The organism is Streptacidiphilus sp. EB103A, assembly GCF_041261405.1.
Classification (GTDB): Bacteria; Actinomycetota; Actinomycetes; order Streptomycetales; family Streptomycetaceae; genus Streptacidiphilus.
The window spans coordinates 136,417-160,148 of record NZ_JBGCAQ010000007.1; the positions used below are offsets into that span (position 1 = coordinate 136,417).

Consider the following 23,732-nt stretch of genomic DNA (forward strand, 5'->3'; position numbering starts at 1 on the left):
ACATGCTCTCGATCAGCCGCTACGCACGGTTGTGATCATAAATGGGCGGGATCGACCCGGCCACCATTCCCGGAACGATTCACTCCTGCGGGGACAGCGCAGCAGGTGGCGCGGCGGCGCGAAACCCTCCGAACGCGCCGGTGCCCCCGACCGGAGCGGTCGGGGGCACCGGGCGGTGCACGGTGTGCGCCGGATCAGGCCAGGCTCGCCGTGAGCGTGATCGTGGTGCCCGAAAGCGCCTTGCTCACCGGGCAGTTGGCTTTGGCGTCCTCGGCCGCCTTGACGAAGTCGGCCTCGTCCAGGCCGGGCACGGTGCCCTTGACCGTCAGATGGATGCCGGTGATTCCGGTACCCGGCTGGAAGGTCACGTCGGCCGAGGTCTCCAGCTGGGTCGGCGGAGTGCCGGCCCCGGTGAGGCCGTGCGACAGCGCCATCGAGAAGCAGCTGGAGTGGGCGGCCGCGATCAGCTCCTCCGGACTGGTCTTCCCGTTCGCGGCCTCGGCCCGCGAGGCCCAGGACACCGGGAACTCGCCGACACCGGAGGTGACCAGGGAGACGACTCCCTTGCCCTCCGTCAGCGAACCTTCCCAAACAGTCGTTGCGACACGTGTGGTTGCCACGCCGGATACCTCCTGCGATCGATGCGGTGGTGGCGGTGGTGCCCTGCTCACCCTAGCCCGCCCGACCGCAGCGCACCTGCCGTGCCACTCGGTCGCTACAGGGCCAGTCGGTAGTGCCGCTCACCGTTGATCGGCAGGAAGCCGATCTGCTCATTGATGGCGATCATGTGGGTGTTGCTGACCAGGCAGGCCGTCAGTACCTCCTCGACCTCCGGGTGGGCGCCGATGAGCCACTCCAGCATGGCCGCCTTCACCCACAGGCCGAGGCCCCGGCCGCGGTGTCCCCGGAGCACGACCGTGTCGGACTGCCGGGCCCGGACGCTGCCGCCGCCCTCCAGGGCGATCTCGCTGAACCCGGCGACCACCTCGGCGCCCTCCTCGTCCAGCCCGAGCGCGGCGACCGTGAGCAGGGTCTGACCGCGGTCGGCCGCGGACCTGGCGTTGGCCCGGACCCGGTCCTCGTCCCAGACGAGATGGTCCGGCGCGTCGGCGGGCGTGTCGTTCATCGCCTCACGGGTGGCCGCGAACGGGCCGATCAGGTCGCTCGGCGGGACCCCCTGCCAGCGCACCAGGCTGTAGCCGTCGCTCACGGCCTTGACGGTGGCGCGCAGCGCGTCCTGGTCGCAGTCGGCGACCCGGAGCCGTAGCCGGCAGAGGTCCGCTCCCAGCGCGAACCCGGCCCCGACCAGGAACTCCTCACCGGCGGAGCCGACCGGGGTGCTGGTCAGCAGCTCGCTCCGGCCGTCCGCCACGGCCACCGCGACGACCTCGTCGAGCAGCGCCCCGGCGACGCCCTGACCGTACCCGTCACCGAGCACCGAGATCCGGCAGTCGGCGACCTGCCGCCTGCCCTCGGCGTGGTGCAGCCGCACCCAGGCCAGGCCGACGGCGGTGTCCCCGTCCCAGGCCAGCCAGCGCACGACGGACGCCGACGGCTCGGGAGCATCGGACCCGGATCCGGACCCGGACTCGATCCCGTCCGCGCCCGCTGTCCGCACCTGGTGCCAGCCCGCGATCTCCGCGTCGCTCGGGTCCGCCTCGGCGAGTCGCACGATCCGTGTCTGTCCGAGCTTCTCGCTCACGCGCAGCCTCCCTGGTCCGCCATGGTCCCCACAGAATGCGCCTCCACCCGGCCCCGGCGACAGAGCGATCAGGTTGTGAATCAAGTCACTTTTCAGATGGGATCCATGGCAAGCCGAACAGGAGTTGACGTCACGTCATTCAGTGTCCCCGGGCGATCCAGGCGTCGAGTTCCGGGGCCTCCGCTCCGATCGAGGTGGGGTCGCCGTGGCCGGTGCGGACGACGGTGTCCGGCGGAAGGGTCAGCAGCCGGTCGCGGATGGAGCGGACGATCGTCGGGAAGTCGGAGAAGGAGCGCCCGGTCGCCCCAGGACCGCCGCAGAAGAGGGTGTCGCCGGTGAAGACGGTGCCCAGGTCCGGCGCGTAGAGGCAGACGCCGCCGGGGCTGTGCCCCGGGGTGTGCAGCGAGCGCAGCTCGGTGCCGGCGACGCTGAGCACGGTGCCGTCGGCGAGGTCGCCGTCCGGGTCGCGGTCGGCGTGCGTCTGCTTCCAGAGGATGCGGTCGTCCAGGTGCAGCAGGATCGGCGCGCCGGTGCGGTCGGCGAGGGCCGGGGCGGCGTCGATGTGGTCGTTGTGGGCGTGGGTGCAGACGATGGCGAGCAGCCGCCGGCCGCCGAGGGCCTCGGCGATGGCGTCGGCGTCGTGCGCGGCGTCGATGACGATCGCCTCGCTGTCGTCGCCGACGATCCAGACGTTGTTGTCCACCTCCCAGGTGCCGCCGTCCAGCGAGAAGGTGCCGGAGGTGACGAGGCGTTCGACCCGGGCGGCCATCAGAAGACCACCACCGAGCGGAGCACGTCGCCGTCGTGCATCCGGGCGAAAGCGGCCTCGACGCCGTCAAGCGGGATGGTCTCGGTGACGAACGCGTCCAGGTCGAGGCGTCCCTGCAGATAGAGGTCGATCAGCATCGGGAAGTCGCGGGAGGGCAGGCAGTCGCCGTACCAGCTGGACTTCAGCGCACCGCCGCGCCCGAAGACGTCCAGCAGCGGCAGCTCCAGCTGCATCTCGGGCGTGGGCACGCCGACCAGCACGACGGTGCCGGCCAGGTCGCGGGCGTAGAACGCCTGCTTGTACGTCTCCGGGCGGCCGACCGCCTCGATGACGACGTCGGCGCCGTTGCCGCCGGTGAGCTCGCGGATGGCCTCGACCGCGTCCACCGAGCGGGAGTTGACGGTGTGGGTGGCGCCGAGCCGCAGCGCGGTGGCCAGCTTCCGGTCGTCCACGTCCACCGCGATGATCCTGGACGCGCCGGCCAGCCGGGAGCCCGCGACGGCCGCGTTGCCGACGCCGCCGCAGCCGATGACGGCCACCGAGTCGCCGCGTCCGACGTTGCCGGTGTTGATCGCCGCGCCGAGGCCGGCCATCACACCGCAGCCCAGCAGCCCGGCGGCGGCCGGGGAGGCGGCCGGGTCGACCTTGGTGCACTGCCCGGCGGCGACCAGCGTCTTCTCCACGAACGCGCCGATGCCGAGCGCAGGCGAGAGTTCGGTGCCGTCGTCCAGGGTCATCCGCTGCTTGGCGTTGTGGGTGTTGAAGCAGTACCACGGCCGCCCTCGCAGACACGCGCGGCACTGTCCGCACACCGCCCGCCAGTTGAGGATGACGTAGTCGCCCGGCGCGACCTCGGTGACGCCCTCGCCCACCGACTCCACCACGCCGGCCGCCTCGTGTCCGAGCAGGAACGGGAAGTCGTCGTTGATGCCGCCCTCCCGGTAGTGCAGGTCGGTGTGGCACACACCGCACGCCTGCACCTGGACCACCGCCTCGCCCGGCCCCGGGTCGGGGACGATGATCGTTTCCAGTCGGACCGGGGCGCCCTTGCCTCCGGCCACGATGCCTTGCACCTTCTGGGACATCGGGGACAACCTCTCACAGCTCTCGGGTGGTCTGGTCACTGATCGTATGCACGGACGTACGTCCCCGCATCAGCCACGCAGTCGGTCGGTGACCCAGTCGTGGAACATCGCGATGTGGTGCTCGCTGGGCACCAGCACCCCGCCGGCCCGGTAGGCGCGCGAGTCCATCGTCGGCTGGCAGCGCTCGCAGGCGTCGAAGTCCTGGACGTTGACCCGGTGGAAGAGCTCCACCGAGCGGGAGACGTCCTTTCCGGACTCCACCACGTCCTTGAGGAAGAGCCAGTCGCACTCCACGACGGTGCGGTCGGCGGCCAGCGGGTACATCCGGTGGAAGATCACGTGGTCGGGCACCAGGTTGATGAAGACCTGCGGCTTGACGGTGACCGCGTAGTAGCGCCGGTCCTGCGCCTCGTCGACGCCGGGGATCCGGTCCACGCCGTCGCTGCCGTCCACGGTGAAGCCGGTGACCTCCTCGGCGAACTCCGCGCCGTGCCCGACGTAGTACTGCGCGGCGTAGCCGCCGGCGAACTCCGGGAGCACCTCGGTGAGTTCGGGGTGGATGGTGGCGCAGTGGTAGCACTCCATGAAGTTCTCGATGATGAGCTTCCAGTTGGCCTTCACCTCGTAGGTGATCCGGCGGCCGACCGAGAGGTCGTCGATCTGGTAGTGCTCGATGGCCTCGGGCGTGCCCAGCCGCTCGGTGGCCGCGCCGATCACGTCCGCCTCGAAGGACGGCGGCTCGTCCGCCAGGCAGACCCACACATAGCCCAGCCACTCCCGCACCTGGACCGGCACGAGGCCGTAGGTGGTGCGGTCGACGTCGGGCATGCTGGTCAGGTTGGGCGCGGCGACCAGCTTGCCGTCCAGGCCGTAGGTCCAGGCGTGGTACGGGCACTGGAAGGCGCGCTTGACCTCTCCGGACTCCTCGGTGCAGAGCTTGGCGCCGCGGTGGCGGCAGATGTTGAGGAACGCCTTGACGCTGTTGTCCCGGGCCCGGGTGATGAGCACGCTCTCCCGGCCGACCTGGACGGTGCGGAAGGCGCCGGGCTTCCCCAGCTCGGAGGCGCGCACGGCGCAGAACCACATCTGCTCGAAGATCTTCTCCTGCTCCAGGGCGAAGATCTGCGGGTCGGTGTAGGAGGAGCCCGGCAGGGTGCGGATCAGGCTCGGCGGAAGCTCGGTCGCGGTCACGGCAGCGGCCTTTCTCGGAACAATGGTTGACGAACCGTCAGGAGGCGAGGGCGCGGTCGGTCCGGAGCCTGGCGGGGTCGAAGAGGGAGATCGGGTGCCGGGTGGAGCCGTCCACCGCGAGATCGGCGACGATCTCGCCGACCACGGGCACGAACTTGAAGCCGTGCCCGGAGAAGCCGCAGGCGACGGTGACCTGCTGGTGCAACGGGTGCGGGGCGATGACGAAGTGCTCGTCTGCCGTGTTGGTGTACATGCAGGTGGCGGCCTTGAGCAGCGGGCCGGGCAGCGACGGGATCCGCGGACGCAGCCGCGCGGAGATGTACTCGACCTCCTCGGGGTGCACCCGCCGGTCGATGGTGTCGGCGGTGCAGGGGACGCCGCCGCGGAACATGGCGACCTTGGCGCCGCCGCCCGGGCCGTCGATGGCGGGGAAGCCGTAGAACTGCTCGCCGCCACCCAGCTCCCAGATGTAGATGGGGTGCCGCTCGGGCCGGAACGGCGCCACCCCGCCCTGGGGCGCGAACCAGTACATGACCTGGCGCTCGATGGTGAAGTCGATGCCGAGGTCGTCCAGCAGGCTCGGCGCCCAGGCGCCGGGGCAGATGACCAGCCGTTCCGCGGTGTAGACGCCCTCGGCGGTGGTGACCCGGACGCCGCTGCCGGAGGGGTTGGCGGTCCAGCTGTGGACGGGCTCCTGGAAGTGCAGGTCGGCCCCGGCCCGGCCGGCCAGGTAGAGGTGGGCGAGCACGCTGGACTCGGGCCGGACGAACCCGGCCTTGGCCTCGTAGAAGGCCACCTCGTCGTCGGCGGGGCTCAGGGTCGGGAAACGGCGCCGGAGTTCGGCGGCGTCGAGCATCTCGTGGTCCAGGCCCCACTCCAGGGCGCTGCGCAGGCTGCCGGAGACGGTGAGACTGTCCGGCCTGCCGACCATCACACCGCCGGTGAGGGTGGCGATGGTACGGCCGGAGTCGTGCTCGATCTGCTCCCACAGCTCATAGGCGCGCAGCAGCAGCGGAACGTACGCCGGGTCCTCGAAGTACGCCTGGCGGGTGATCCGGGAACCACCGTGGCTGGAGCCCCGGTTGTGGCCCGGCGGGAACTTCTCCAGGCCGAGGACGCGCTGCCCGCGCTCGGCGAGCCGGTAGGCGGCGGCACTGCCCATGCCGCCGAGGCCCACCACGATGACGTCGTACGACTCGGTCATGGCGATTCTCCTGTTCGGTCTTCGACCTTCGGTCAGGGTGTCAGCGGCGAATGCGGGTCATCTTGGGGTCGAACAGGGGCTCCTCGGCGACCACGGCCGAGAGCCGTTCGCCGAAGTACTCCACCTGGACGGAGGTTCCGGGCGCGGTCGCGGCGCTCGGCAGCCACGCGTAGGCGATCGACTTACCGAGGGTGTAGGCGTAGGCGGCGCTGGTGACATAGCCGGCCGGGGCGCCGTCGAAGAACACCGGCTCCTTGCCCAGCACCACGGCCGCAGGGTCGTCGAGCAGCAGCGGGACCAGCCTGCGGGCGACGGTCGCGTCGCCGAGCCCGGTCAGGGCGTCTCGGCCGAGGAAGTCGCCCTTGTCCATCCGGACCGCGAAGCCGACGCCGGCCTCGTAGGGGTTGTGCTCCGCGGTCATGTCGGTCCCCCAGGAGCGGTAACCCTTCTCCAGCCGGAGGCTGTTGAAGGCGCTGCGTCCGGCGGCGACCACGCCGTGTCGCTGCCCCGCCTCCCAGAGGGTGTCCCAGAGCTTGGGGCCGCAGTCGGCGGTGGTGTAGAGCTCCCAGCCGAGTTCGCCGACATAGGACAGGCGCATCGCGGTGACCGGGACGTTGCCGAGGTACGCGCGCTTGGCCTTGAAGTAGCCGAATCCCTTGTGCGAGAAGTCGGCGTCGGTGAGCGGCTGGACCAGGTCGCGGGCGAGCGGGCCCCAGACGCCCAGGCAGCAGGTCCCGGCGGTGATGTCGCGGACCTGGACCGAGCCGTCCGCGGGCAGGTGCCGGGTGAGCCAGTCCAGGTCGAGGTTGCCGTTGGCGCCGACCTGGAAGCGCTGCTCGCCGAGCCGCGCCACGGTCAGGTCGCTGCGCACGCCGCCGGTCTCGTCCAGCAGCAGGGTGTACGTCACGGCGCCGACCGGCTTGTCCAGTTGATTGGTCGTCAGATACTGCAGGAATGCCAGCGACCCGGGGCCGGTGACCTCCAGCCGCTTGAGCGGCGTCATGTCGAAGAGGGCGACCCGCTCGCGGGTGGCGAGGGCCTCGGCCCCGGCGATCGGCGACCAGTAGCGGGAGGCCCACGCGCCGCGCCCGGGAACACCGGCCACCTCGGGCAGTTGGGCGTTGGCCTCGTACCAGTGCGGGCGCTCCCAGCCGCCGCCCTCCAGGAAGACGGCGCCCAGAGCCTGCTGCCGCTGGTGGAAGGGGCTGACCCGCAGGGGGCGGGGCTCCTCCATCGGCTGCAGCGGGTGGATGATGTCGTAGACCTCGACGAAGTTCTGGCAGGACCGCTGCATCACGTACGAGGGCGCGAGCTGGACGTCCTCGAAGCGGGCCAGGTCGCACTCATGGACGTCGGTGCGCGGGGCGCCCTCGATCAGCCACTCGGCCATCGCCTTGGCCACGCCCGCCGAGTGGGTGACCCAGACCGCCTCGGCGACCCAGAAGCCGCGCAGCTCCGGCGCCTCGCCCAGCAGCGGCATGCCGTCGGTGGTGAAGGAGAAGATGCCGTTGAAGCCCTCCTCGACCTTGCTGCGCCCGAGCGCGGGGAGCAGTTCTGCCGCGTCGGCCCAGGAGGGCGCGAAGTCCTCCTCGGTGAACGGCAGCATCGACGGCATGCCGGAGCCCGTCGTCTCACTCGGGTGGCTGACCGAGGCGAGGTCGACGGGCATCGGGCGGTGGGCGTAGGAGCCGATGCCGATCCGGTCGACGTGCTCGCGGTAGTAGAGGTCGCGGTCCTGGTGCCGCAGGATCGGCTTCCCGGCCTCGGCCGCCTCGGAGTTCCGGCCGGCCAGCTCGGGCAGCGGCGCGGTCCTGGCGTACTGGTGGGCCAGCGGGACGAGGGGGACCTCGACCCCGGCCATCGCGCCGATCCTGGGGCCCCAGAAGCCGGCGCAGGAGACCACGATGTCCGCGGGGAAGCTGCCCTGGTCGGTGACGACGCCGGTGACCCGGCCGTTCGCGGACTCGAAACCGGTGACGGTGTGGTGGCCCAGGAAGCGGGCGCCGCGCGCGGCGGCCTGGCGGGCCTGGGCCTCGCCGGCCCGCAACGCCTTGGCGAGCCCGTCGGAGGGGACGTGCAGGCCGCCGAGGATCCGGTCCTGGTCGAGCAGCGGGTGCAGGGCGGCGCACTCGGCCGGGTCGAGGATGCTGCCCTCGACGCCCCAGGAGGTGGCCAGGCCGTGCTTGCGGTGCAGATCGGTGAGGCGCTCCGGGGTGGTGGCCAGCTCCAGGCCGCCCAGCTGCTGGAAGCACCACTGGCCGTCCAGGGTGAGCGAGGAGTACTTGCGCACGGTGTAGGAGGCGAACTCGGTCATGGTCTTGGAGGAGTTCGTCTGGAAGACCAGTCCGGGAGCGTGCGAGCTGGAGCCGCCGGTGGCGAAGAGGGGGCCCTGCTCCAGCACGGTGACGTCGGTCCAGCCGCGGGCGGTGAGCTCGTCGCTGAGCGCACAGCCGACGATCCCGGCACCGACGATGACGACGCGGGGCTGATCGGGGGTGTGCACAGTCAAAGGAACCGTCCCCTCGGAGGCTGTCACCACATGGTCGTGTTGCATATGGCGCATTGGCGTGCGTGATGAGAAACAGGTTCGGGCCGCCAGACGCACCTGTCAAGACCGCGTCCACACAGGTCGCGCCGGTGGCGATCACCAACGAAGATCACAGCAAGGCGTCGTACGGTCGGAGCCCCTTGACACCCCGGGGCACCCCTTCCATACTCGGCGAAACCGTTGCGCATAGGGATAGCTGTCCCGGATTGCGCAACTCTGCGAGGAGGCTCTCCCATGCCCCTAGCCAGTGACGCAGCTTCCCTGTTCATCAACGGCGAGTGGACAGAAGCCTCCGACGGCGGACAACGCGCCGTCGTCAACCCCTTCGACGCGTCCGTGATCGCCCAGGTCCCCGAGGCCACCACGGACGACGTGGACCGGGCGATCCGTGCCGCGCGCGCCGCCTTCGACGAGGGCTCCTGGGCGCAGGCCCCCGCCGCGCGGCGCGCGGCCGTGCTCACCGCCACCGCCGAGGCCCTGCAGGAGCAGCGCGAGGAGCTGGCCCGGCTGGAGACCCTGGACACCGGCAAGACCCTGGAGGAGGGCCGGATCGACGTGGACGACGCCACGTCGGTCTTCCGCTACTACGCGGCCCTGGTCGCCACCGAGGCCGGACGCGCGGTGGACGTCGGCCGGCCCGACGTGGTCAGCCGTGTCGTGCACGAGCCGGTCGGCGTCTGCGGCCTGATCACCCCATGGAACTACCCGCTGCTGCAGATCAGTTGGAAGGTCGCCCCGGCGCTCGGCGCGGGTAACACGGTGGTCGCCAAGCCCAGCGAGGTCACCCCGCTCACCACCGTGCGGCTGTTCCGCATCCTGCAGGAGAAGCTCGCCGACGCGGGCGCGCCGGACGGCACCGCCAACCTGGTCCTCGGCGGCGGCGCGGTGGGCGCGGTGCTCGCCGAGCACCCGCTGGTCGACCTGGTCTCCTTCACCGGCGGCGGGGTCAGCGGCCGTTCGGTGATGCGCGCGGCCGCCGAGACGGTCAAGAAGGTCGCCCTGGAGCTCGGCGGCAAGAACCCCAACATCGTCTTCGCCGACGCCGACTTCGACGCCGCCGTGGACTTCGCGCTCTCCGCCGCCTTCGTGCACTCCGGCCAGGTCTGCTCGGCCGGCTCACGGCTGCTGCTGCACCGCAGCCTGCACGAGCGGTTCGTCGCCGAACTCGCCCGCCGCGCCGAGCTGATCCGGGTCGGCGACGGCCTGGACAAGGACTCCGAGACCGGCCCGCTGGTCACCGCCGAGCACCGCGCCAAGGTCGAGGCCCACATCGCCGGCGCCCTCGCCGAGGGCGCGATCCTCCGCGCGGGCGGCGGCAGGCCCCTCGAACCCGAACTGCAGGACGGCTTCTTCCTCCGTCCCACCGTGCTGGACGGCTGCCACGCCGGGATGACCATCATCCGCGAGGAGGTCTTCGGCCCCGTCCTCACCGTCGAGCTCTTCGACGAGGAGGACGAGGTCGTGGCACTCGCCAACGACACCCCCTACGGCCTGGCCGGCGCCGTCTGGACCCAGGACGCCGGGCGCGGCGAGCGCGTCGCCGCCCGGTTGCGGCTCGGCACCGTCTGGATCAACGACTACCACCCCTATGTGCCGCAGGCCGAGTGGGGCGGTTTCAAGCAGTCCGGCACCGGACGCGAACTCGGCCCCTCTGGACTCCACGAGTACCAGGAGGCCAAGCACATCTGGCGCACCGTCAGTCCCGCTCCCCAGCGGTGGTTCGCTGGTTGATACCCCGTCAATTCCCTGTCCCTCACGCCCCTCCGGCTCTACCCTCCGATCCTCCGCGCAGCTACTTCCCCCGCAGCCCTGCATTTGGAGCGACCCATGAGCACCGAGACCACCGCCCCACCGGGCAACGACGTCACCGACCTCGAAGGATTCGGCTACAAGCAGGAGTTGGAGAGATCCCTCGGCTCCTTCTCCAGTTTCGCCGCCGGCTTCAGCTACATCTCCATCATGACCGGAGTCTTCCAGCTCTTCGGCTTCGGCTTCGCCTCCGGCGGACCGGCCATGTTCTGGACCTGGCCGATCGTCTTCATCGGCCAGGGCGCCGTCGCCCTCTGTTTCGCCGAGATGGCCGGTCAGTTCCCCATCGCCGGCTCCGTGTACCAGTGGTCCAAGCAGATCGCCAAGCCGTTCACCGGCTGGATGTCCGGCTGGATCATCATCATCGGGTCGATCGTCACCGCCGCCGCGGTGGCCGTCGCCTACCAGATCATCCTGCCGCAGGTCTCGCTCGCCTTCCAGATCGTCGGCGGCTCCGCCGACGCGGGCCTGACCAGCACTCCGGGCGGAGCCAAGAACGCCATTGTGCTCGCGCTGGGCCTGGTGGTCTTCACCACCATCGTGAACATCGCGGGCGTCCGGCTGATGGCCAAGATCAACAACTTCGGCGTCGCCGTCGAGCTGATCGGCGTCACCCTGCTGATCATCATGCTGGCCGTCCACATCAAGCGCGGTCCGCAGGTGGTCACGCAGACCCTGGGCACCGGGGCCGGCCACTCCGCGGGCTACCTCGGCGCGTTCCTGGTGGCCGGCCTGATGAGCGCCTACGTCTTCTACGGCTTCGACACCGCCGGGTCCCTGGCCGAGGAGACCAAGGAGCCGCGGAAGCACGCCCCCAAGGCCATCCTGCGCGCCATCACCGCGGCCTTCGCCGCCGGCGGCCTGCTGATGCTGATCGGCATGATGGCGGTCGGCAACATCAAGGACCCGAACCTGGGCACGCTCGGCATGCCGTACCTGGTCAAGAGCACCCTCGGCACCGGGCTCGGCGACGCCTTCCTGATCTGCTCGGCGATCGCCATCACGGTCTGCTGCCTCGCGGTGCAGACCGCGGCCATCCGGCTGGTCTTCTCGATGAGCCGCGACGGACTGCTGCCGTTCAGCAAGCAACTGGCCGCGGTGTCGCCCAAGTCGGGCGTGCCGGTCATCCCGGCGATCGTCACCGGCGTGCTCACCATCGCGCTGCTGCTGGTGAACATGGGCAACCAGCGGGTGTTCTACATCCTGACCTCGGTCGCGATCATCCTCTTCTACATCCCCTACCTGATGGTGACCGGCCCGATGCTGCTGGGCCGCCTGCGCGGCCAGTGGCCGCGCCCGGAGCACGGCTCCTACTTCAACCTCGGGCGCTGGGGTCTCCCGGTCAACATCCTCGCGGTGGTGTACGGCGTGGCGATGATCATCAACCTGGGTTGGCCCCGCGCCGCGGTCTACGGCAACGACCACTGGTACTACCAATGGGGCGCCGTGGTCTTCACCGCCGTCATCGCCGCCATCGGCGGCCTGGTCTACCTCCGGGTCCGCAAGCGCACCACGGCAGTGGCGTAGTAGCCGGTCCGCCCCCAGCCCCGCCGGGCCGGGGGCGGACCTACGTGCTACTGATCCACGCTCAGGAACCCCAGCCGCGCCGAGATCTCCGCCGCGGCCCGCACCACCGCCGGGGCGAGCTCCTCCAGCAGCCGCGGGGCGCCGAGGCGGAAGGACGGCCCGGAGACGCTCACCGCCGCGATGACCTGCCCGGTCTGCGCGAAGACCGGGGCCGCGATCGCGTTCAGCCCCTCCTCCAACTCCTCGATGGTGTAGGCGTAGCCCTCCTGGCGCGCGGTGAACAGCTGGGCGCGCAGCAGGTCCGGGTCGACGACGGTGTTCGCGGTGTACCGCTTCAGCACGGCCATCCGCGCGTCGATCGCCGCCTCCGGCAGGTACGCCAGCAGCACCTTGCCGCTGGAGGTCGCGTGCAGCGGGGTGCGCTGGCCGACCCAGTTGTGGCTGGTGATGGCCGAAGGGCCCATCACCTGGTCGATGTTGACGGCCTCGTCGTCGTCCAGGATGGCCATGTTGATGGTCTCGGCGACCTCGGCGGCCAGCCGCTCGCAGACCGGCCTGGACTGCAGCGACAGGTCCATCCGCATGGTCGCGGCGCCGGCCAGCCGGACCAGTCCCATGCCGAGCCGGTACTTGCCGCGCTCACCCGCCTGCTCGACCAGGCCGCGCAGCTCCAGCGCGGCGGTGAGCCGGAAGGCGGTGGACTTGTGCACGCCCAGTTCCGCCGCGATCTCGGTGACCCCGGTCTCGCCCTGCCGGGCCAGCAGTTCGAGGATGCTCACCGCGCGGTCCACCGACTGCACCGGCGACTCGACGGGCACCGACGACCGTCCCTTGTCGTTGTTGCTCATGGCGCAACATTATCCCTACCGCGCGAGGCCCGCGTGACAGCCTCTTGACAATGGCTCACGCCAGCCCGGACCATGTTGCGTATAACGAATCGCGTTGTGTAATGCGATACGATGCTGTGGAGGCTCAATGATCACGGTGTGCCGGATCGAGGAACTGCCGCCGGGCGAAGCCGTTCGGGTGACCGACGGCCTCCCCGCCCCCGTCGCCGTCTTCAACGCCGAGGGCGCGCTCTACGCCATCGACGACACCTGCACCCACCAGGACGCCTCGCTCGCGGACGGCTGGCTGGAGGGCTGCTTCGTCGAGTGCCCACTGCACGCGGCCGCCTTCGACCTGCGGACCGGGCTGCCCACCTGCCTGCCCGCCAAGGCGCCGGTGAAGACCCATCAGGTCACCGTGGAGGACGGCTTCGTCCGCCTGCACGTCACCGTCGGCGAGCCGGCGTGACCCCGGCCCCGACCCCGGCCCCGACCCCGGCCCTGACCCCGGTCCCGCGCTCGATCACCGTCGTCGGCGCCTCCCTCGCCGGGCTGAGCACTGTCCGCGCGCTGCGCGCCGAGGGCTACGACGGCGCGCTCACCCTGGTCGGCGCCGAGCGCCACCTCCCCTACGACCGGCCGCCGCTCTCCAAGGACTTCCTCAAGGGCGCCGCCGACGCCGACTCGCTCGCCCTCGGCACCGCCGAGGAGTACGACGGGCTCGGCGTGGAGTGGCTGCTCGGCGAGACGGCCGCCCGGCTCGACCCCGCCGCCCGCACCGTCACCCTCGGCGGCGGCCGCGAACTGCGCACCGACGCCGTCGTGGTGGCCACCGGCGCCACACCGCGCCGACTGCCGGGCACCGACGGCCTCGCGGGGGTCCACACCCTGCGCACCCTGGACGACGCCGTGGCGCTGCGCGCCGACCTCACCGCGGGCAGCCCCCGACTGGTCGTCATCGGCGCCGGGTTCATCGGCGCCGAAGTCGCCGCCACGGCACACGCCCTCGGCCTGCAGGTGACCGTCGTGGAGGCCGTCGAGGTACCGCTGGAGCGCGCCCTGGGCCGCGAGATGGGCCTGCTCTGCGCCGGCCTGCACGCCGACCACGGCGTGGAACTGCTCTGCGGCACCGGCGTGGCCGGCTTCAGCAGCGACGGCGGCCGGGTGACGGGCGTTCAGCTGGCCGACGGCCGGCTGCTCCCGGCGGACGTCGTCCTGGTCGGCGTCGGCGTGCGGCCGAACACCGACTGGCTGGCCGGCTCCGGCGTCGCCGTGGACGACGGTGTGGTCTGCGACGCGGGCTGCGCCACCGGGATCCCCAACGTGCTCGCGGTGGGCGACGTGGCCCGCGTGCCGCACCCCTTCACCGGGCGCCACGCCCGGATCGAGCACTGGACCAACGCCATGGAGCAGGCGGCCACCGCCGCCCGCACGCTGCTCTCCGGCGCCTCCACCGCGCCCAGGGCCGTCCCCCCGTACTTCTGGTCGCACCAGTACGGCTCGATGATCCAGCTCGCCGGACATGTCGCCCCCGGCGCCCGGCCGCGCGTCGTCGAGGGCGACCTGGACACGCGCTCGTTCGTCGCCGCCTACGAGCTGGACGGGCACACCACCGCGTATCTGTCGATCAACCAGCCCAAACTGTTCAACCGGCTCCGCCGCGGCCTCACCCCGCTGCTCGCGACCCCCTGAACCGCCTTCACCCGCACAGACTGGCGCCGCCGGACTCTCCCCCCGTCCGGCGGCGCCGCGCTGCCTGCCCGACCCCTACGACACCTTCTGGTGACGGTAGAACTCGACGTTCTCGGGGGCCAGCGGCGTGTTGCCGAGGATGAGGTCGGCGGCCTTCTCCGCGAGCATCATCACCGGGGCGTAGATGTTGCCGTTGGTCACGTACGGCATGGACGAGGCGTCCACCACGCAGAGCCCCTCGACGCCGTGCACCTCCATGGTGGCCGGGTCGAGCACGGACATCTCGTCGGTGCCCATCTTCGCGGTGCAGGACGGGTGCAGAGCGGTCTCGCCGTCCTTGGCGACCCAGTCGAGGATCTGCTCGTCCGTCTCCACGGAGGAGCCGGGCGAGAGCTCGCCGTCGCTGAACTCGGCGAAGGCCTCCTGGCCGAGGATCTTGCGGGTGACCCGGATGGCCTCCACCCACTCGCGGCGGTCCTGCTCCGTGGAGAGGTAGTTGAAGCGCAGCGCCGGGTGCTCGCGCGGGTCGCGGGACTTGATCTTCACGCTGCCGCGCGCGTCCGAGTACATCGGGCCGATGTGCACCTGGTAGCCGTGGCCGGAGGGCGCGGCGGTGCCGTCGTAGCGGACCGCGATCGGCAGGAAGTGGAACATCAGGTTGGGGTAGGCCACGTCCTCGTTGGAGCGGACGAAGCCGCCGCCCTCGAAGTGGTTGGTGGCGCCCGGCCCCTTGCGCAGGAACAGCCACTCGGCGCCGATCAGCGGCCAGCGCCACTTCTGCAGCGACGGCTGCATGGAGACCGGCTGCTTGCAGGCGTGCTGGACGTAGACCTCCAGGTGGTCCTGCAGGTTCTCGCCGACGCCGGGCAGGTGGTGCACCGGCTCGATGCCGAGTTCGGCGAGCTCGTCTGCGTTGCCGACGCCGGAGAGCTGGAGCAGCTGCGGGGAGTTGATGGACCCTCCGGCGAGGATGATCTTCCCGCCGGAGACCCGGCTGAGCGAGCCGCCCTTGCCCACGTACTCGACTCCGACGGCGCGCTTGCCCTCGAAGAGCACCCTGGTCACCAGGGCGCGGGTGGTCACGTCCAGGTTGGGGCGGCTGAGCACGGGGTGCAGGTAGGCGCGGGCGGCGCTGAGCCGGCGGCCGCGGCGGACGTTGCGGTCGAAGGGCGCGAAGCCCTCCTGGCGGTAGCCGTTGACGTCGTCGGTGAGCGGGTAGCCGGCCTGCTGCACGGCCTCGAAGAAGGCCGAGAAGAGCGGGTTGGTCGCCGGGCCGCGCTCCAGCTCCAGCGGTCCTTCATGGCCGCGGAACGGGGTGTCCGGGTCGGCGAGACAGTTCTCCATGCGCTTGAAGTAGGGGAGACAGTGCGCGTAGTCCCACTCCTTCATGCCCGGGTCGGCGCCCCAGCGCTCGTAGTCGAGCGGGTTGCCGCGCTGGAAGATCATGCCGTTGATGGAGCTGGAGCCGCCGAGCAGCTTGCCCCGGGCGTGGGCGATCTTCCGGCCGTGCATGTACGGCTCGGGCTCGGACTCGTACTGCCAGTCGTAGAAGCGGCTGCCGCTGGGGAAGGTCAGCGCGGCCGGCATATGGGTGAAGACGTCCCAGATGTAGTCGGGCCGTCCGGCCTCCAGTACCAGCACCCGGTTGCTCGGGTCCGCGCTGAGCCGTGCGGCGAGCGCGCAGCCCGCGGATCCCCCGCCGACGATGATGAAGTCGTACTGCTGCACGTCATATCTCCTCTGCCGTAACCCTGCGGTGACTCTGGGGACCGGTCAGCCTCTCCTACGGATGACTCGTTCCGTCTAAGGGAACTCGATCCGTATTACGCAACAGTTTCCGGACGGTTCACCGGCTCGTCAAGGGTGTCGCCCGCACCCCAGTCTCCGGCCGCCGTGCCCGATGTGCTCATCCGGCGCCTGGGGCAGGATGGCCCCATGGACCTCCGCATCTTCACCGAGCCCCAGCAGGGTGCCTCCTACGACACGCTGCTGGCGGTCGCCCGGGCCACCGAGCAGCTGGGCTTCGACGCCTTCTTCCGCTCCGACCACTACCTCAAGATGGGCGACGTGGACGGCCTGCCCGGCCCCACCGACGCCTGGATCACCCTGGCCGGCCTGGCCAGGGACACCGAGCGGATCCGACTCGGCACGCTGATGACGGCCGGCACCTTCCGGCTGCCCGGGGTCCTGGCCATCCAGGTCGCCCAGGTGGACGCGATGAGCGGCGGCCGGGTCGAGCTGGGCCTGGGCGCGGCCTGGTACGAGGAGGAGCACACCGCGTACGGCATCCCCTTCCCGTCCAAGCGCATCGACCGCTTCGAGGAGCAGTTGGCGATCGTCACCGGCCTGTGGGAGACCGAGGTCGGCGACACCTTCGACTATGACGGCGCCTTCTACCAGCTGAAGGACTCGCCCGCGCTGCCCAAGCCGGTGCAGAGCCGGGTACCGGTGCTGGTCGGCGGCATGGGGCCGACCCGGCTGCCGGCCCTCGCGGCGCGCTTCGCCAGCGAGTTCAACCTTCCGTTCGTCTCGGTCGAGGACACCCGCGCCCAGATCGGCCGGGTCCGCGCCGCCTGCGCGGAGCGCGGACGCGCGGCCGACGACATGGTGTACTCCAACGCGCTGGTGGCCTGCGTCGGCAAGGACGACGCCGAGGTGGCCCGACGCGCGGCCGCGATCGGCCGCGAGGTGGCCGAGCTCAAGGCCAACGGCCTGGCCGGGACCCCGGCCGAGGTGGTGGACCGGATCGGTCAGTACGCCGAGGCGGGCAGCAGCCGCTTCTACTTCCAGATCCTGGACCTGGACGACCTGGACCACCTGGAGCTGATCGCCGATCAGATCGCCCCGCAGGTCGGCTGAACCGCGCACCGCGCAGCCGAACGAACCGTACGGCCGGAGCCTGCCCCTGACAGCGGACCCCGGCCGTACGGCGGCTCACTCGCTGCTGCCGTCCAGCACCTTCGTCTCCTCGGGTGTCAGCAGCCGTGAGCGGATCAGGAAACGCACGCCCTCCGGCGCCTCCAGCGAGAACCCGCCGCCGCGCCCGGGGACCACGTCCACGGTGAGATGGGTGTGCCGCCAGCGCTCGAACTGGTCCTTGGACATCCAGAAGGTGACCGGCTCGGGCACGTCCGCGACCGGCAGCGAGGCGAGCAGCACGTCGGACGCGCCCGTCCTGAACTCGCCCTCCACGTAGCACATCGGGGAGCTCCCGTCGCAGCAGCCGCCCGATTGGTGGAACATCAGCGGGCCGTTGGCCGCGTAGAGCTTGCGCAGCACCTCCTCGGCGGCGGAGGTCACGGCGACCCTGGAGACAGCCGGGGCACTCATGGCTAGAAGAACCCGAGCTTCTTGGCCGAGTAGCTGACCAGGAGGTTCTTGGTCTGCTGGTAGTGGTCCAGCATCATCTTGTGGTTCTCGCGCCCGATGCCGGAGCCCTTGTAGCCGCCGAACGCCGCGTGCGCGGGGTAGGCGTGGTAGCAGTTGGTCCACACCCGTCCGGCCTGGATCGCCCGCCCCGCCCGGTAGGCGGTGCTGCTGTCGCGGGTCCAGACGCCGGCGCCGAGCCCGTACAGGGTGTCGTTGGCGATCCGGATGGCGTCGTCGAAGGTGGCGAAGGGCGCCACCGAGACCACCGGGCCGAAGATCTCCTCCTGGAAGATCCGCATGGAGTTGTTGCCCTCGAAGATGGTCGGCTCGACGTAGTAGCCGCCCGCCAGCTCCCCGCCCAGGTCGGCGCGCGAGCCGCCGATCAGGATCTTGGCTCCCTCCTGCTGGCCGATGTCCAGGTAGGAGAGGATCTTCTCCAGCTGGTCGTTGGAGGCCTGGGCGCCGATCATGGTGTCGGTGTCGAACGGGTGGCCCTGGACGATGGCGCGGGTGCGGTCCACCGCCGCGTCCAGGAACTCGCTGTAGTGGCCCTCCTGGATCAGCGCGCGGGAGGGGCAGGTGCAGACCTCGCCCTGGTTCAGCGCGAACATGGTGAAGCCTTCGAGCGCCTTGTCCAGGAAGTCGTCGCGGGCCGAACTCACGTCGTCGAAGAAGATGTTGGGGCTCTTGCCGCCCAGCTCCAGGGTCACCGGCTTGATGTTCTCGCTGGCGTACTGCATGATCAGCCGCCCGGTGGTGGTCTCCCCGGTGAAGGCGACCTTGGCGACCCTGGCGCTGGACGCCAGCGGCTTGCCGGCCTCCACCCCGAAGCCGTTGACGATGTTGACGACCCCCGGCGGGATCAGGTCGGCGACCAGGCTCATCCAGAAGTGGAGGGACGCCGGGGTCTGCTCGGCCGGCTTGATGACGACGGCGTTCCCGGCCGCCAGCGCCGGTGCCAGCTTCCAGGTCGCCATCAGGATGGGGAAGTTCCACGGGATGATCTGCGCGACCACGCCCAGCGGCTCGTGGAAGTGGTACGCGACGGTGTCCTCGTCGATCTCGGAGAGCGAGCCCTCCTGGGCCCGGATCGCGCCGGCGAAGTAGCGGAAGTGGTCGATGGCGAGCGGGATGTCGGCCGCCACGCTCTCGCGGATCGGCTTGCCGTTCTCCCAGCTCTCGGCGACGGCGAGGGCTTCGAGGTTCTGCTCCATCCGGTCGGCGATGCGGTTGAGGATGTTCGCCCGGTCGCCGGCCGACGTCCGGCCCCAGGCGGGGGCGGCGGCGTGCGCCGCGTCCAGGGCCGCCTCGACGTCCTCGGCGGTTCCGCGGGCGATCTCGCAGAAGTTCTGTCCGGTGACCGGGGTGGGGTTCTCGAAGTACTGCCCGCGTACCGGGGGCACGAACTCCCCGCCGATCCAGTGGTCATAGCGCGACTGGTAGTTCATCTTCGCGCCGGACTCCCCCGGCGCAGCGATACGGGCCATGGTGGTCGACCTCCGTCAGGCTCCGCATCCGTGCTGGCCGCCCCTCGTTGGACGGTCGCCGTGATGCGGTTCTGCCGCGCACGCTAACGCCGTGGACGTTGCCTGGACGTTGCACGAGCGGTGATGCACCGTCAGCTTCGCAGCCACCCGTCGCTAGAGCCCGTACTCCTCCCGCAGCTCCCGGGCCCGGGCCAGGGCCACTCCCCGCTGCGGGGAGCCGTACGGGGCGACGGCGGCCAGCCGCTCCCAGACCTGGAGGTCGTTGAAGCCGCTGCCGTCGGCCCAGGCGCGGATGGTGCGGGGGTCGCCGTCGGCCAGCACCGAGGCGCGCAGTTGGGTGTCCAGCCAGCGGCGCTGGGCGACCACCCCGGGCGCCTCCGAGCTGGGCAGCAGCGGTCCCGGGTAGCCGGCGACCGCGGCGGCGAGGTCGCCCCGGTGCAGTGCGGCGGCGATGTCGAGGTAGTCCGCCTCCACCGGCGCGGTGAGCCGGTACGGACGCGAGCAGAGCAGGTCGCCGACGGTGCGGCGGAGCCTGGTCAGCTCGACCCGCAGCGTGGTCGGGCTGGCCGTCGCGCAGCCGCCGTGCAGCAGATCGGACAACTGGTCGCCGGTCAGGCCGTCCTGATGGAGCGTCAGCATGATCAGCAGCTCGGTGTGACGACGGGTCAGCCGCACCGTCCGACCGTCGGCCAGGCGCAGCGCGCCCTCGCAGCGGTCCAGCGCCTGCAGCCGAACGGCGGTCCCCGACCGCAGTTCAGCCTTCGACCGAAGTTCAGTCTGCGACCGGAGGTCGGTCTCGGTCTGCGGCGGCAGCCACAGCGCCTCCTCGCAGGCCCGGGCGGCGACCCGGACCAGGGCCAGGCTGTACGGATTGGCGACGGTATCGCCGCCGGTGAGATCGACCACGCCGAGGATGCGTCCGGTCGCCGGGTCGTGGATGGGGGCCGCGGCGCAGGTCCAGGCCTGGACCGTCTGGCGGAAGTGCTCGGTCGCGAAGATCTGCACCTCGTGGTCGAGCGCGAGCGCCGTCCCCGGGGCGTTGGTGCCCGCGTGGGCCTCGTCCCAGAGCGCGCCCTCGACGAAGTTGATCCGCGCGGCCCGGGCCCTGGCCGCACGGTTGCCCTCGACCCAGAGCAGCCGGCCCGCCGCGTCCGACACCGCCATCAGATGGTCGCCGTCCTCGGCGGCGCTGCCGACGATCTGCCGCAGGACGCCGATGACCCGGGCGAGCGGGTGCGCGGCGCGGTAGGCGAGCAACTCGGCGTCGGTGAGGGTCACCGGGGCCTCGGCGTCCTGGGCGACCCTGGCGTCGGACGAGCGCAGCCAGGACTGGGCGACCAGCTCCCGCACCCCCGGCCCCGTACCGGCCATGGCCACGGCGTGGTCGGGGGCGGCGACGAAGGCCGAGTGCGCATGCGCGATCTCGCGCGCCCGCTGCCTCGGATCGTCACCGACCTGTGCCAGCCAGCCGTTGCCGCCCATCAGCTCCCACCGCTCAGCGCTCGCTGCTCCCTGGCTCTTCCTGTGCTCGCCCTTCGTCTGGATACTGTCTCCGCGCCGGTGCCGCCGCAATGCCTACGGCGCTTCTGCTTCTTCAACGCGGACGGGGGTGCACCGAGGTGCACCCCCGTCCAGGTGGGCGTCACAGCCGATGGCGGGCTGGGATCAGGTCTGGATCAGAGCACGCCGGAGTCGGCGATGGTGATCTTGGCCTTGGTGCGGCCGCTCTGCGAGCCGTAGCCCTCGATCTTGGTGACCAGGTCCAGGCTCTGCTGGTCGGCGACCTCGCCGAAGACCACGTGCTTGCCGTCGAGCCAGTTGGTCACGATGGTGGTGATGAAGAACTGCGAGCCGTTGGTGTTGGGGCCGGCGTTGGCCATCGACAGCAGGCCGGGCTTGGTGTGCTTGAGCTGGAAGTTCTCGTCGGCGAACTTCTCGCCGTAGATGCTCTTGCCGCCGGTGCCGTCGCCGCGGGTGAAGTCGCCGCCCTGGAGCATGAAGGCGGGGATGACGCGGTGGAAGGAGGACCCCTTGTAGCCGAAGCCGTTCTCGCCGGTGGCCAGCGCGCGGAAGTTCTCCACGGTCTTGGGAACGATGTCGTCGAACAGGTTGAAGGTGATCCGCCCGGCGGGCGCGTCGTCGATGGTGATGTCGAAGTAAGCCTGGATCGTCATGCAAGCATCCTGACATTTCCATGCGGCGACCGGCCAATTCGGGCGTCCGACGGAGGCGACGCGCCGTACAGACCGGCATCGAATCGTACATTTGCGGAAATTTGCCGCCTATGGTACGGCCATGGAGACAGCTCAACGGACAGCAGTAACCGAGCACGATGCCGAAACCGCCAACGGGGCCGAGACCGACGGAACCGGCGCTGAGGCGTGGACCAGGGCGGCCGAGCGGTTGCCCGCGCAGCTGCGCAAGGACCTGCTGGTCCGCGCGGCCCAGCACGGAATCGAGCCCTGGCGCGCGGTACGGGACGCGGTCGCGGCCTGGTGCGGGGTCCCGGCGCAGGCCGGAGCCCGGGTGGAGCAGGCGTTCCGGAAGGAGTGCGAGGCGCGCGGGCTGACCACGGCCCGCGCCCTGCCCGAGGCGGCCCGGCTGTGGTTCGACGCCAACCCGGTGCCCCCGGTCCCCCGGGCCCGGCGGCCGGTACGGGCCGCGCGCCGGATCGTGGTGTGCAACCAGAAGGGCGGCGTCGGCAAGACCGCCGTCAGCAGCGGCGTCGCCCAGGCGCTGGCCGAGCGCGGCGAACGCGTGCTGTTGGTGGACTACGACCCGCAGGGCCACCTCAGCCAGCAGCTCGGCGTCGCCGTGGTCGAGGACGAGAAGGAAAGCCTCTCGGCCCATATGGCCGGCGACGCCAAGGGCGGCCTCGCCGCCCTGCTGACGCCGCTGGACTGCGGGTTCACCGGCGATCTGGTGCTGCTCCCGGCCTGTATGGACGCGTTCCTGCTGGATGTGCGGCTGTCCAGGGTGCGCGGCAGGGAGAACGCCCTGGAACGGGCCCTGGCCTCGGTGGAGCACGAGTTCGACACCGTGGTGGTGGACTGCCCGCCCAGCCTCGGCCTCGGCATGGACGCCGCGATCGCGTACTCCCGTACCCGCGAGGGTGAACCGGCCGGACGCTCCGGCGTCCTCATCCCGGTCCAGGCGGAGGACGCCTCGGCCACCGCGTTCACCATGCTGATGGACCAGATGGAGGACCTGCGCGCGGACCTCGGCATCCAGCTCTCCCAGCTCGGCCTGGTGGTCAACCTCTACGACGCCCGCCGCGGCTACATCGCCACCTCCTCCCTGGAGAAGTGGCAGGCGCTGGACGAGCCGCCGGTGCTCGCGGTGCTGCCGGACCGCAAGGAGCAGCGCGAGGCCGTACGTCTGCAGCGCCCGCTGCTCAGCTATGCGCCGGGCAGCGAACAGGCCCAGCTCTTCCGCGAGCTGGCCAGGAGGCTGGGATGAGGGCCTCGGAACGGCTGAGCAGCTCGGACTCCTTCGCGTCCGTCTCCCGCACCCGCAGCACGCGTCGACGGATGATCGACGAGGCGGTGACGGACGCGCCGGATGCCCCGGGCACACCGGTGGCGGACGCCGCGGCGAGCGCACTGGCGTTCGCGGGCGCCGTGGCGCTGGACCAGCTCGCCCCCAACCCGCGCAATCCGCGCGAGGACCTGGGCGACCTGGAGGACCTCCGCTCCATCGCCGAACTCCAGCTCCAGGCGTGCCTCGCGGTGACCCGGGAGGCGTATCTGCGGATCTGGCCGGAGGACGAACCGCTCCTCGGCACCGGGGTCCGCTACGTCGTCGTCAACGGCTGCCGCCGCTACGCCGCCGCGGTGCGGTTCGGACGCGACACCCTGGAGATCAGCGTCAAGGACGAGGTGGCCGCCTCGCGCGAGGCGCTGCTGGCCGCGTCCATCCAGGAGAACATCGACCGCCGGGACTTCGACGTCCTGGAGGAGGCCCGGGCGGTGGAGGCCATGGTCGCCGCCTGCGAGGGCAGCGGTGTCGCCGCGGCCCGGCGACTGAACCGCAGTCCGGGCTGGATCTCGCAGCGCAGGGCGCTGCTGGAGCTGGCCCCCGAGCTCCAGTCCCGGCTCCGCGCCGGGGATCTGGCGGTACGGGACGCCCGGCGGCTGGCCCGGGTACCGCTGGCCGAACAGGTGGCCGCCTGGCGCGAGGAGACGGCCAGGGCCGAACTGCAGCGCGCGGAACGCCAGGCCGCCCGCGCCGCGGTCGCAGCGGTACGCGCGGCCCACCCGCCGCTCCTGCCGGTACCCTCGCCCACGGCCGCGCCGGACACCCGGGCCGCAACATCGTCGGCGGTGAAGCCCGACCGGCGAACCTGGCCCGAGCAGCACCGCAGCCAGGACTCGGTGCCGGGCTCAGAGCGACCGTTCGGACCACCGTCCGATCTCGCCCGCGCCCTGCTGGCCGCGTACACCCGCGACGAGATCCACGACCTCGTCCGGCTGCTGCTGGCGGCGGGCCGCAGCTGAGGCTCCAGCGACCGGGTGGGGCTTTA

20 protein-coding genes are annotated in these 23,732 nt (G+C 71.2%); 7 read left to right on the top strand and 13 right to left on the bottom strand.

Annotated features, from left to right (window positions below; all coding sequences use genetic code 11):
• Window positions 1-194 precede the first annotated feature (194 nt).
• From ABH941_RS13540 to ABH941_RS13570, 7 genes are all read right to left on the bottom strand, one after another.
• Window positions 195-620 (bottom strand): OsmC family protein, encoded by a 426-nt coding sequence (locus tag ABH941_RS13540; RefSeq protein ID WP_370129260.1) that lies wholly within the window; start codon window positions 618-620, stop codon window positions 195-197.
• Window positions 621-715: 95 nt separating this feature from the next.
• Window positions 716-1,702, bottom strand: a complete 987-nt coding sequence (locus ABH941_RS13545; protein ID WP_370129261.1) for a GNAT family N-acetyltransferase — start codon at window positions 1,700-1,702, stop codon at window positions 716-718.
• Between the two features lie 139 nt (window positions 1,703-1,841).
• A complete protein-coding gene (locus ABH941_RS13550) occupies window positions 1,842-2,471 on the bottom strand; it encodes an MBL fold metallo-hydrolase (RefSeq protein WP_370129262.1) in 630 nt (209 codons plus the stop codon).
• Window positions 2,471-3,556 carry an S-(hydroxymethyl)mycothiol dehydrogenase gene (locus tag ABH941_RS13555; RefSeq protein ID WP_370129263.1) on the bottom strand — a complete coding sequence of 362 codons (1,086 nt, stop codon included), beginning with the start codon at window positions 3,554-3,556 and terminating at the stop codon, window positions 2,471-2,473. Before ABH941_RS13555 ends, ABH941_RS13550 begins: the two co-directional genes overlap by 1 nt.
• Window positions 3,557-3,625: 69 nt before the next feature.
• Complete coding sequence (locus ABH941_RS13560) at window positions 3,626-4,747, bottom strand: aromatic ring-hydroxylating dioxygenase subunit alpha (RefSeq protein WP_370129265.1); 1,122 nt, start codon at window positions 4,745-4,747, stop codon at window positions 3,626-3,628.
• 37 nt (window positions 4,748-4,784) lie between these two features.
• Complete coding sequence (gene solA / locus ABH941_RS13565; RefSeq protein ID WP_370129266.1) at window positions 4,785-5,951, bottom strand: N-methyl-L-tryptophan oxidase; 1,167 nt, start codon at window positions 5,949-5,951, stop codon at window positions 4,785-4,787.
• A 40-nt stretch (window positions 5,952-5,991) separates the two neighbouring features.
• Window positions 5,992-8,454, bottom strand: coding sequence for an FAD-dependent oxidoreductase (locus tag ABH941_RS13570; protein WP_370129487.1), 2,463 nt, complete (start codon window positions 8,452-8,454; stop codon window positions 5,992-5,994).
• A 279-nt stretch (window positions 8,455-8,733) separates the two neighbouring features.
• On the opposite strand from ABH941_RS13570, the gene ABH941_RS13575 reads away from it, so the two are divergent.
• Together ABH941_RS13575 and ABH941_RS13580 are read left to right on the top strand one after the other, a co-directional pair.
• Entirely contained in the window at window positions 8,734-10,230 is a 1,497-nt protein-coding gene (locus ABH941_RS13575; protein WP_370129267.1) for an aldehyde dehydrogenase family protein, read from the top strand.
• A gap of 96 nt (window positions 10,231-10,326) precedes the next feature.
• Entirely contained in the window at window positions 10,327-11,835 is a 1,509-nt protein-coding gene (locus ABH941_RS13580) for an amino acid permease (protein ID WP_370129268.1), read from the top strand.
• A 47-nt stretch (window positions 11,836-11,882) separates the two neighbouring features.
• Here ABH941_RS13580 and ABH941_RS13585 read toward each other — a convergent pair whose 3' ends face one another.
• Window positions 11,883-12,683: an IclR family transcriptional regulator gene (locus tag ABH941_RS13585; protein ID WP_370129269.1), complete on the bottom strand. Its 801-nt coding sequence runs from the start codon at window positions 12,681-12,683 to the stop codon at window positions 11,883-11,885.
• Between the two features lie 127 nt (window positions 12,684-12,810).
• On the opposite strand from ABH941_RS13585, the gene ABH941_RS13590 reads away from it, so the two are divergent.
• Entirely contained in the window at window positions 12,811-13,131 is a 321-nt protein-coding gene (locus ABH941_RS13590; protein ID WP_134004702.1) for a bifunctional 3-phenylpropionate/cinnamic acid dioxygenase ferredoxin subunit, read from the top strand.
• Window positions 13,128-14,354: an NAD(P)/FAD-dependent oxidoreductase gene (locus ABH941_RS13595; protein WP_370129271.1), complete on the top strand. Its 1,227-nt coding sequence runs from the start codon at window positions 13,128-13,130 to the stop codon at window positions 14,352-14,354. Before ABH941_RS13590 ends, ABH941_RS13595 begins: the two co-directional genes overlap by 4 nt.
• Window positions 14,355-14,429: 75 nt before the next feature.
• Here the strand turns inward: ABH941_RS13595 and betA are convergent, their stop codons facing one another.
• Window positions 14,430-16,082 (bottom strand): choline dehydrogenase, encoded by a 1,653-nt coding sequence (gene betA, locus ABH941_RS13600; protein ID WP_370129272.1) that lies wholly within the window; start codon window positions 16,080-16,082, stop codon window positions 14,430-14,432.
• 207 nt (window positions 16,083-16,289) lie between these two features.
• Here betA and ABH941_RS13605 point away from each other — a divergent pair, with 207 nt between their 5' ends.
• Window positions 16,290-17,213: an LLM class F420-dependent oxidoreductase gene (locus tag ABH941_RS13605; protein ID WP_370129273.1), complete on the top strand. Its 924-nt coding sequence runs from the start codon at window positions 16,290-16,292 to the stop codon at window positions 17,211-17,213.
• A gap of 75 nt (window positions 17,214-17,288) precedes the next feature.
• Here the strand turns inward: ABH941_RS13605 and ABH941_RS13610 are convergent, their stop codons facing one another.
• The 4 genes from ABH941_RS13610 to ABH941_RS13625 form a co-directional block, all read right to left on the bottom strand.
• Complete coding sequence (locus ABH941_RS13610) at window positions 17,289-17,684, bottom strand: DUF779 domain-containing protein (protein ID WP_370129274.1); 396 nt, start codon at window positions 17,682-17,684, stop codon at window positions 17,289-17,291.
• A gap of 2 nt (window positions 17,685-17,686) precedes the next feature.
• Window positions 17,687-19,210: an aldehyde dehydrogenase gene (gene adh / locus ABH941_RS13615; protein ID WP_370129275.1), complete on the bottom strand. Its 1,524-nt coding sequence runs from the start codon at window positions 19,208-19,210 to the stop codon at window positions 17,687-17,689.
• Between the two features lie 153 nt (window positions 19,211-19,363).
• Window positions 19,364-20,692 carry a GAF domain-containing protein gene (locus ABH941_RS13620; RefSeq protein WP_370129277.1) on the bottom strand — a complete coding sequence of 443 codons (1,329 nt, stop codon included), beginning with the start codon at window positions 20,690-20,692 and terminating at the stop codon, window positions 19,364-19,366.
• A gap of 194 nt (window positions 20,693-20,886) precedes the next feature.
• Entirely contained in the window at window positions 20,887-21,384 is a 498-nt protein-coding gene (locus tag ABH941_RS13625; protein ID WP_370129278.1) for a peptidylprolyl isomerase, read from the bottom strand.
• Window positions 21,385-21,505: 121 nt separating this feature from the next.
• Between ABH941_RS13625 and ABH941_RS13630 the strand changes: the two genes are divergently transcribed.
• Both ABH941_RS13630 and ABH941_RS13635 read left to right on the top strand, forming a co-directional pair.
• Window positions 21,506-22,669, top strand: coding sequence for a ParA family protein (locus tag ABH941_RS13630; RefSeq protein WP_370129280.1), 1,164 nt, complete (start codon window positions 21,506-21,508; stop codon window positions 22,667-22,669).
• Complete coding sequence (locus tag ABH941_RS13635; RefSeq protein WP_370129282.1) at window positions 22,666-23,706, top strand: ParB/RepB/Spo0J family partition protein; 1,041 nt, start codon at window positions 22,666-22,668, stop codon at window positions 23,704-23,706. Before ABH941_RS13630 ends, ABH941_RS13635 begins: the two co-directional genes overlap by 4 nt.
• The last annotated feature ends 26 nt before the right edge of the window (window positions 23,707-23,732 follow it).

What these genes read in the sequence shown, in the direction of transcription:
- ABH941_RS13585 (WP_370129269.1), bottom strand. Translation starts at nt 12,683, where the DNA reads ATGAGCAACAACGACAAGGGACGGTCGTCGGTGCCCGTCGAGTCGCCG.
- ABH941_RS13575 (WP_370129267.1), top strand. Translation starts at nt 8,734, where the DNA reads ATGCCCCTAGCCAGTGACGCAGCTTCCCTGTTCATCAACGGCGAGTGG.
- ABH941_RS13625 (WP_370129278.1), bottom strand. Translation starts at nt 21,384, where the DNA reads ATGACGATCCAGGCTTACTTCGACATCACCATCGACGACGCGCCCGCC.
- ABH941_RS13550 (WP_370129262.1), bottom strand. Translation starts at nt 2,471, where the DNA reads ATGGCCGCCCGGGTCGAACGCCTCGTCACCTCCGGCACCTTCTCGCTG.
- ABH941_RS13590 (WP_134004702.1), top strand. Translation starts at nt 12,811, where the DNA reads ATGATCACGGTGTGCCGGATCGAGGAACTGCCGCCGGGCGAAGCCGTT.
- adh (WP_370129275.1), bottom strand. Translation starts at nt 19,210, where the DNA reads ATGGCCCGTATCGCTGCGCCGGGGGAGTCCGGCGCGAAGATGAACTAC.
- ABH941_RS13580 (WP_370129268.1), top strand. Translation starts at nt 10,327, where the DNA reads ATGAGCACCGAGACCACCGCCCCACCGGGCAACGACGTCACCGACCTC.
- solA (WP_370129266.1), bottom strand. Translation starts at nt 5,951, where the DNA reads ATGACCGAGTCGTACGACGTCATCGTGGTGGGCCTCGGCGGCATGGGC.
- ABH941_RS13610 (WP_370129274.1), bottom strand. Translation starts at nt 17,684, where the DNA reads ATGAGTGCCCCGGCTGTCTCCAGGGTCGCCGTGACCTCCGCCGCCGAG.
- ABH941_RS13635 (WP_370129282.1), top strand. Translation starts at nt 22,666, where the DNA reads ATGAGGGCCTCGGAACGGCTGAGCAGCTCGGACTCCTTCGCGTCCGTC.
- ABH941_RS13605 (WP_370129273.1), top strand. Translation starts at nt 16,290, where the DNA reads ATGGACCTCCGCATCTTCACCGAGCCCCAGCAGGGTGCCTCCTACGAC.
- ABH941_RS13620 (WP_370129277.1), bottom strand. Translation starts at nt 20,692, where the DNA reads ATGGGCGGCAACGGCTGGCTGGCACAGGTCGGTGACGATCCGAGGCAG.
- ABH941_RS13630 (WP_370129280.1), top strand. Translation starts at nt 21,506, where the DNA reads ATGGAGACAGCTCAACGGACAGCAGTAACCGAGCACGATGCCGAAACC.
- ABH941_RS13555 (WP_370129263.1), bottom strand. Translation starts at nt 3,556, where the DNA reads ATGTCCCAGAAGGTGCAAGGCATCGTGGCCGGAGGCAAGGGCGCCCCG.